The 6,658-nt window shown below is 42.9% G+C and carries 8 protein-coding genes; 5 read left to right on the forward strand and 3 right to left on the reverse strand.

The annotated features are described in order from the left end of the window. Window positions 1-37 precede the first annotated feature (37 nt). The gene (locus tag HC723_RS12780; protein ID WP_190339368.1) at window positions 38-664 is read left to right on the forward strand and encodes a DNA topoisomerase family protein; all 627 of its coding nucleotides are present in this window, start codon (window positions 38-40) and stop codon (window positions 662-664) included. 518 nt (window positions 665-1,182) lie between these two features. On the opposite strand, the gene HC723_RS12785 is transcribed toward HC723_RS12780, so the two are convergent. Beyond that, window positions 1,183-2,319, reverse strand: coding sequence for a 5-(carboxyamino)imidazole ribonucleotide synthase (locus HC723_RS12785; protein ID WP_153448045.1), 1,137 nt, complete (start codon window positions 2,317-2,319; stop codon window positions 1,183-1,185). A gap of 4 nt (window positions 2,320-2,323) precedes the next feature. Continuing rightward, window positions 2,324-2,809: a 5-(carboxyamino)imidazole ribonucleotide mutase gene (gene purE, locus HC723_RS12790; protein ID WP_153448044.1), complete on the reverse strand. Its 486-nt coding sequence runs from the start codon at window positions 2,807-2,809 to the stop codon at window positions 2,324-2,326. Window positions 2,810-3,003: 194 nt separating this feature from the next. Between purE and HC723_RS12795 the strand changes: the two genes are divergently transcribed. Genes HC723_RS12795 through HC723_RS12810 form a run of 4 tightly spaced genes read left to right on the forward strand, consistent with a single transcriptional unit; the run spans window position 3,004 to window position 5,616 of the window. Beyond that, a complete protein-coding gene (locus HC723_RS12795) occupies window positions 3,004-3,561 on the forward strand; it encodes a Sua5/YciO/YrdC/YwlC family protein (RefSeq protein WP_153448043.1) in 558 nt (185 codons plus the stop codon). A 1-nt stretch (window position 3,562) separates the two neighbouring features. Continuing rightward, complete coding sequence (hemF, locus tag HC723_RS12800) at window positions 3,563-4,465, forward strand: oxygen-dependent coproporphyrinogen oxidase (protein ID WP_190339369.1); 903 nt, start codon at window positions 3,563-3,565, stop codon at window positions 4,463-4,465. 50 nt (window positions 4,466-4,515) lie between these two features. Further along, a complete protein-coding gene (gene aroE, locus HC723_RS12805) occupies window positions 4,516-5,343 on the forward strand; it encodes a shikimate dehydrogenase (protein WP_190339370.1) in 828 nt (275 codons plus the stop codon). A gap of 12 nt (window positions 5,344-5,355) precedes the next feature. Next, window positions 5,356-5,616 carry a DUF1488 domain-containing protein gene (locus tag HC723_RS12810; protein ID WP_153448230.1) on the forward strand — a complete coding sequence of 87 codons (261 nt, stop codon included), beginning with the start codon at window positions 5,356-5,358 and terminating at the stop codon, window positions 5,614-5,616. 78 nt (window positions 5,617-5,694) lie between these two features. Here the strand turns inward: HC723_RS12810 and HC723_RS12815 are convergent, their stop codons facing one another. Next, window positions 5,695-6,234 carry a gamma carbonic anhydrase family protein gene (locus tag HC723_RS12815; protein ID WP_190339371.1) on the reverse strand — a complete coding sequence of 180 codons (540 nt, stop codon included), beginning with the start codon at window positions 6,232-6,234 and terminating at the stop codon, window positions 5,695-5,697. Window positions 6,235-6,658 lie beyond the last annotated feature (424 nt).

Consider the following 6,658-nt stretch of genomic DNA (forward strand, 5'->3'; position numbering starts at 1 on the left):
ATCACATCACTGCAATATTAATTATCTTGAGTTAAGTATGAGTAGTAAAATCGACACGCAACTATTTTCTAATCATGAGCATGGGTTAGAGCACGAGGTATGCCCACAATGTGGCGATACCCTGCAAGGCGAATTGCACTTGCGTCATGGTAAGCATGGTCCTTTTCTTGGTTGTAAACAATATCCACAATGTGACTACATTCGGCCATTGCATCAAAATGATGGCCATATTGTTAAAGAATTAGGGGTTGCTTGCCCTGAATGTGCCCAGAAAGAAGATGCCGCCTTGCAAGGTGAGTTGGTGTTGCGTCAAGGTCGCTATGGTATGTTTATTGGGTGCAGTCGGTTTCCGCAGTGTCATCATATTGCTTCGATGGATCAACCCGAGCCTAATCAAGCGCCTCAAGCCAATATTCCGTGTCCTGAATGTTTGCAAAGCCACGCGACGGCCAAAGATGCAGGCAATTTGGTGGAACGCCAATCTCGCTATGGTAAAAGCTTTTATGCTTGTAATGCTTATCCGAAATGCAAATTCTCGATCAATTTACCGCCTGTGATCGGCAGTTGTGAGCAATGTGGCTTTCCTTTGCTGGTGGAAAAAAAACTCGCTTCAGGGGTTAAAATTCTGTGCGCTAATCGTAAGTGTCAGCATCAGCAATCGTAATTCTAATAGCAACAACAAACTTAAATTCGATAAAATAAAAAAGACCCACTTTAATTAAGTGGGTCTTTAAGCTTTTATATTTTGAGTGTTAATACTAGGGGCTGTTGATCTTTCGTGATTAAATTTTGTTCGAGATAAAAGCCTTTAAATCGAGGCAAGTCGATTGAAGCCTAGTTATTCTAAGTAAATGAGACTTAACGAAGAGTAAAAGGCTTTTAGCCGAACCCTTCGGGCTGCGTTTGTTGGTCTTTTCTACTTCGTCATCGGCTTTTCGTGTAGCCAGCTACACCACAAAGCCTCTTTCTTGTATAAAAACCCAGTAATTCGCAGCAAAAACAACCACGAAAGATCAACAGCCCCTAGCAAGCTTCCTAACCCTATTATCCATTCCGAAAAAGCGTTTAAACCATCCGTGGGCACTTGGAAAAGTGCATCCATGCACTTTTGACACTTTTCTCCATGAATAATATGCTTAGAAAATATCATCTTGAAACGGTATAGCTTGAATCACCTTAAACTCACAACTGGTTGATATGCTGTTTGAGTTGTGGAAATTGAGCTTCATCTAATACCTTAATTAAGGTTTTTAATGCTTGGCATAATTCAGCATGACTGTTGCCACATACATTAATGTGACCCATTTTACGCCCGGTACGCTTTTCTTTGCCATACCAGTGAATATGACAATTTGGCATTGCCAGCACTTCTTTCGGTAGCGAATCTTGACCTAAAATATTGATCATCGCGGCGTGGCGGATCGCTTGAGTGCTCCCCAGTGGCATATCGCACACAGCTCGCAAATGGTTTTCAAATTGACACACTTCTGCGCCTTGTTGAGTCCAGTGACCTGAATTGTGCACCCGTGGGGCAATTTCATTGACCAATAATGTGCCATCTAAATCAAAGAACTCAATCGCCAATACCCCAACGTAATCTAGTTGCTGTGCAATCGCACTGAACATCTGCTGCGCTTGTTGTTGCAGTTTAGGCTCATCAATCGCAGTGGATAAACTTAACACGCCATCGACATGAACATTCTCGGCTAATGGGTAAACGGCAATCTCACCATTGGCGCGACGAGCCCCGACCAATGATACTTCACGCTGAAACGGAACAAATTCTTCAGCCACAATCGCTTGATGTTTGGTTGCGGTTAAGCTTTGCTGCATTTCATGCCAAGTAGCATCAATATCTGTCGTCTCTTTTAAACGCCATTGTCCTTTGCCATCGTAACCACCTAGTGCGGTTTTCAATACCATAGGCAAACCGACATAAGTAATAGCATCATCGAACTCGCTGCGATTGGTTATGATGGCATATTTGGCATTGGCGACATTAGCATTGTCTAACAATTGCTTTTCAATGCGACGATCACCACCGGCTTTAATCGCTTGGGTTGTTGGTCGAAATTTACCGCTTTGTTGGCAAATATCTAAAATAGAGTGGGGGATGTGTTCAAATTCAGCGGTGATCACATCGGCTTTGGCAATGGCATTATTGAGCCCATGACCAATGACATTTTGGGTGAGCGGGTGAACAATCTTTTCACTGCCAACATCAAACGCTGAAACATCGATATTAAGTGGCGCACCCGCTAAAGACATCATGCGAGCCAATTGGCCAGCACCTAAAACTAAAACGTGCTTATCTGCCATTGGATTAATCCTCTGCTGGATTTGGATTGGCGAGTACAGTATCGGTTTGTTCTTTACGGAAAGCTTCTACTTCAGCCATTACCGCTTGATCGTGGATACCAATGATCTGCGCCGCTAAAATACCGGCATTGGCTGCGCCTGCTTCACCAATCGCCAAGGTGCCAACCGCAATACCTTTTGGCATTTGTACAATCGAATATAAAGAATCAACACCAGAAAGCGCGCGAGATTGAACCGGAACCCCTAACACTGGAAGGCTGGTAAAGGCGGCGGTCATGCCTGGAAGGTGAGCGGCACCACCGGCACCCGCAATAATCACTTTTAATCCGCGTGCTTTGGCGCTTTCTGCATATTCGCTGAGTAGATGAGGAGTTCGGTGAGCAGAAACCACTTTTGTTTCATAAGGGACATTAAAGCGGTCTAACATTTCAGCCGCCAATTTCATGGTTGGCCAATCGGACTTAGAACCCATGATAATTCCAACTTTCATCGAATACTCCTGTTGTACTTCTTGGTTGCGAGACAATATGAAAAAACAAACGTGGTCGTATTATACGGAGAAATCACCCCAAGGAAAACGTTTGCGTCAGGTATTTCATTCTAGAGTAGCATTTAGAGGTGAAAATCATTTAGTCTATGGTTAAACACTTTATGTATTGCTAATGAGCAGAAAAGGACGATCGGTTGGATAATTTTGCGCGAGTGATTGAAACACTCAATAAAGGTGACGTGATTGCCTACCCAACCGAAGGGGTTTTCGGGGTTGGGTGCGATCCTGATAATAATGCAGCAATTGATAAACTATTAGCGTTGAAGCAACGTCCAATTGAAAAAGGGTTGATATTAATTGCGGCTAATTATCAACAACTCTTACCTTATATAGATGAAGAGCAATTAACCGAAATGCAGCGTCAAACTATGTTGGCGACTTGGCCTGGGGCGGTAACTTGGGTCGTTCCGGTTAAGCCTAACGTTTCTTCTCATCTTACTGGTCAATTTAACTCGATTGCAGTGCGGGTTACTGACCATCCGCAAGTGCAAAAACTGTGCTTAGCGTTTGGTAAACCGTTGACCTCAACCAGCGCCAATTTAACCGGTTTAGATCCATGTCGAACCACCGAAGAAGTTGAACAACAGCTAGGGCAATATTTAACGGCCATTTTAGCGGGGAAAACCGGTGGTCGAACTCAACCAACGGAAATCAGAGATGCGATCACCGGCAACATATTAAGAGTGGGATAGGATGGAACAGGTTAATAAACACGCGGTAAAGACATTTTTGATGCAACTGCAAGATTCTATTTGTCAGCAATTAGAGTGGGTAGATGGTCAATCTTTTGTTGAAGATGCTTGGCAACGTGAATTAGGCGGGGGTGGTCGCAGCCGCGTACTCAAAGATGGGAAAGTATTTGAACAAGGAGGGGTAAATTTCTCGCATGTGTTTGGCGATAAGATGCCCGCTTCTGCTACTGCACATCGACCAGAGTTAGCGGGACGCAAGTTTGAAGCTCTGGGGGTGTCATTAGTTTTACATCCTAAAAATCCTTATATCCCAACCTCACATGCGAATGTACGCTTCTTTATTGCGGAAAAAGAAGGTGAAGCCCCTATCTGGTGGTTTGGTGGTGGGTTTGATTTAACGCCGTTTTATCCTTTTGAGCAGGACTGTCAGCATTGGCATGATACCGCAAAGGCAATTTGTGCTCCTTTTGGCGATGATATGTATAGCCAGCATAAAGCATGGTGTGATCGTTATTTCTTTTTGCCTCATCGTAACGAGACTCGTGGAGTGGGAGGATTATTCTTCGATGACTTTAATCAGTTAAGCTTTGAACGCAGTTTTGCCTATATGCAAGCCGTCGGTAATGGTTTTACTCAAGCTTATCTTCCTATTGTCGATAAAAGAAAAGATCATCAATATAGTGATCGTGAGCGCCAGTTCCAATTGTATCGTCGCGGACGTTACGTTGAATTTAACTTAGTTTATGACCGGGGCACTTTATTTGGATTACAAAGTGGTGGGCGTACCGAGTCTATTCTAATGTCGATGCCACCATTAGCGCGCTGGGAATACGACTATTCACCGCAAACACAATCAGCAGAAGACGATTTATACCAACACTATTTACAACCAAGGGATTGGTGATAAATAGCGGTGCCGTTATTATTTATTAGCTAGACAAGGATATCGCCAATATGAGCCAACTTGATCAATATGCCGTGTTTGGTAACCCAATCAAACACAGTAAATCCCCCTTTATCCATACTCTATTTGCACGCCAAACCAATCAACCAATGGAATACGGCATTATTGAAGCGCCGGCAGATGGCTTTCAATTAGCTGCGACCACCTTTTTTTCACAAGGAGGGCGTGGTTGTAATGTGACCGCACCGTTTAAGTTGGATGCCTTTAAGTTTGCCGACAGATTAACGGAGCGGGCGCAATTAGCTCAAGCGGTGAATACATTAAAGAAGCTAGATGATGGACAAATTATTGGTGATAACACCGATGGTGAAGGGCTAGTACAAGACTTGCTTCAATATCAAGCTCAATTGCAAGGTGCCAAAATATTGTTACTTGGCGCGGGTGGGGCGGCAAGAGGGGTATTAAAGCCTTTACTCGATCAAAGCCCAGATCAAATAGTCATTGTTAATCGCACCTTGGAAAAAGCACAGCAACTTGCAAAAACCTTTAGTGAGTACGGCAATGTGGTAGCAAAACCTATGGAAGAGATTGATTGCTCGTTTGATATTATTATCAACTCAACCTCGGCAGGGTTAGCGGGCGGTTTGCCTGAAATCAGTTCGGCTATTTTTAGCCCACAAAGCGTTAGCTATGATATGAGCTATGGAGCAGGCAAAACCCACTTCAATGATTGGGCAAAACACAATGGTGTCACTCATGCTTATGATGGTTTGGGGATGTTAGTGGGTCAGGCGGCAGAAAGTTTTATGTTATGGCGTGCTTTAAGACCGAGTGTACGACAAGTATTACGCGAGCTGCGTAAGAATCTCGCCTGTTAAATGGAATAAATGATGAACCAGAATATATTATTTGCCGATCTCCAAACTTGGCATCCTGAGCGTCAAGTGGTGAGTTTTCCTGCTCAACAAGCGGGACAATTGATCGAATGCATTGTCTCTATTGAAAAGCTATCTCAGCTAATTGGTTATAAAGTCGATTCCGCGCAGGTGTTATCCGTATTTGATTCATTGCGTTTTGATTTAGAAGATTTAGCTGAACAAGCAATAGAAGAAGAATTGTTTAACCTAGCAGGAGAAATCGAACTAGGCTAAAGAATGCAAATTGATTACCAATTCCATTTAGTATTTGATCAATTTTGAACGATCATTAAATTTATGGCATTGGTATGACTATTTTATGTCATTGAGGTAGTCATTTTTAGTGGCAACATAGTTATCGGCTGATTTTAATAAAAATGCGCTTTCTTGATCTGATAAGGCGCGAGCTTGCTTAACAGGGCTGCCTATATAAAGGTAACCACTCTCTAATCGCTTATTGGGAGGCACTAAGCTGCCGGCTCCAATGACGACATCCGATTCAATGATGGCACCATCGAGAATAATCGACCCCATACCAACTAAAACACGATCATGAATAGTGCAACCATGCAGCATTACTTTGTGCCCAATGGTGACATTGTTACCAATAATAAGCGGAAAGCCGTGTGGGTTGTCGTCATTTTTATGAGTGACATGCAAAATGCTACCATCTTGTACATTGGTCCGTTGGCCGATGTGAATATGATTAACATCACCACGTGCGGCAACTAATGGCCAAACACTTGAATCTTGCCCAATTGTGATTTCTCCAACTAAAATTGAAGTCTCATCAACATAAACACCCGTTTCTAGCTGGGGTTTAATTCCTTTATAGCTGCGAATATTATTCATCTCGACTCCTTAGTTGGTAATAACAAGGGGAAAATAGCATGAAAACTAACCTTAATAGCCGTTTTTGCTGAAAAACCAACCAAACGATCAAAAAAGTCAAAAAAAGTAGAAAAAAGCCCTTGCCAATGTGACGGTGATCTCTATAATGCGACCTCACTGACACGGAGCACACAGCCTAACGGCCGCAACGAGTCAGAGGTCATAACCTTCTCAAAGAGGTTAACGAAAAAAGATTGAAGAAAGTGTTTGACACGCTCAATCAAATCGTTAAAATGGCTGCCCTGTTCGACGAGACGTAAGTCGCACGAACAGTTGCTCTTTAACAATTTAAACCTATCAATCTGTGTGGGCACTCGTTGATGATAATCAATAAAGCTTCTTAGGAAGCAAAAATGATTTCAATGAACTGAGTGACCAAATTGAA

Origin of the sequence: Vibrio sp. S11_S32 (assembly GCF_014694465.1) — a bacterium.
GTDB classification, from domain to species: domain Bacteria; phylum Pseudomonadota; class Gammaproteobacteria; order Enterobacterales; family Vibrionaceae; genus Vibrio; species Vibrio algicola.

Coding starts and splice junctions, on each gene's coding strand:
- HC723_RS12780 (WP_190339368.1), top strand. CDS start 38: ATGAGTAGTAAAATCGACACGCAACTATTTTCTAATCATGAGCATGGG.
- HC723_RS12785 (WP_153448045.1), bottom strand. CDS start 2,319: ATGGCAGATAAGCACGTTTTAGTTTTAGGTGCTGGCCAATTGGCTCGC.
- HC723_RS12815 (WP_190339371.1), bottom strand. CDS start 6,234: ATGAATAATATTCGCAGCTATAAAGGAATTAAACCCCAGCTAGAAACG.
- hemF (WP_190339369.1), top strand. CDS start 3,563: ATGGAACAGGTTAATAAACACGCGGTAAAGACATTTTTGATGCAACTG.
- HC723_RS12810 (WP_153448230.1), top strand. CDS start 5,356: ATGAACCAGAATATATTATTTGCCGATCTCCAAACTTGGCATCCTGAG.
- aroE (WP_190339370.1), top strand. CDS start 4,516: ATGAGCCAACTTGATCAATATGCCGTGTTTGGTAACCCAATCAAACAC.
- purE (WP_153448044.1), bottom strand. CDS start 2,809: ATGAAAGTTGGAATTATCATGGGTTCTAAGTCCGATTGGCCAACCATG.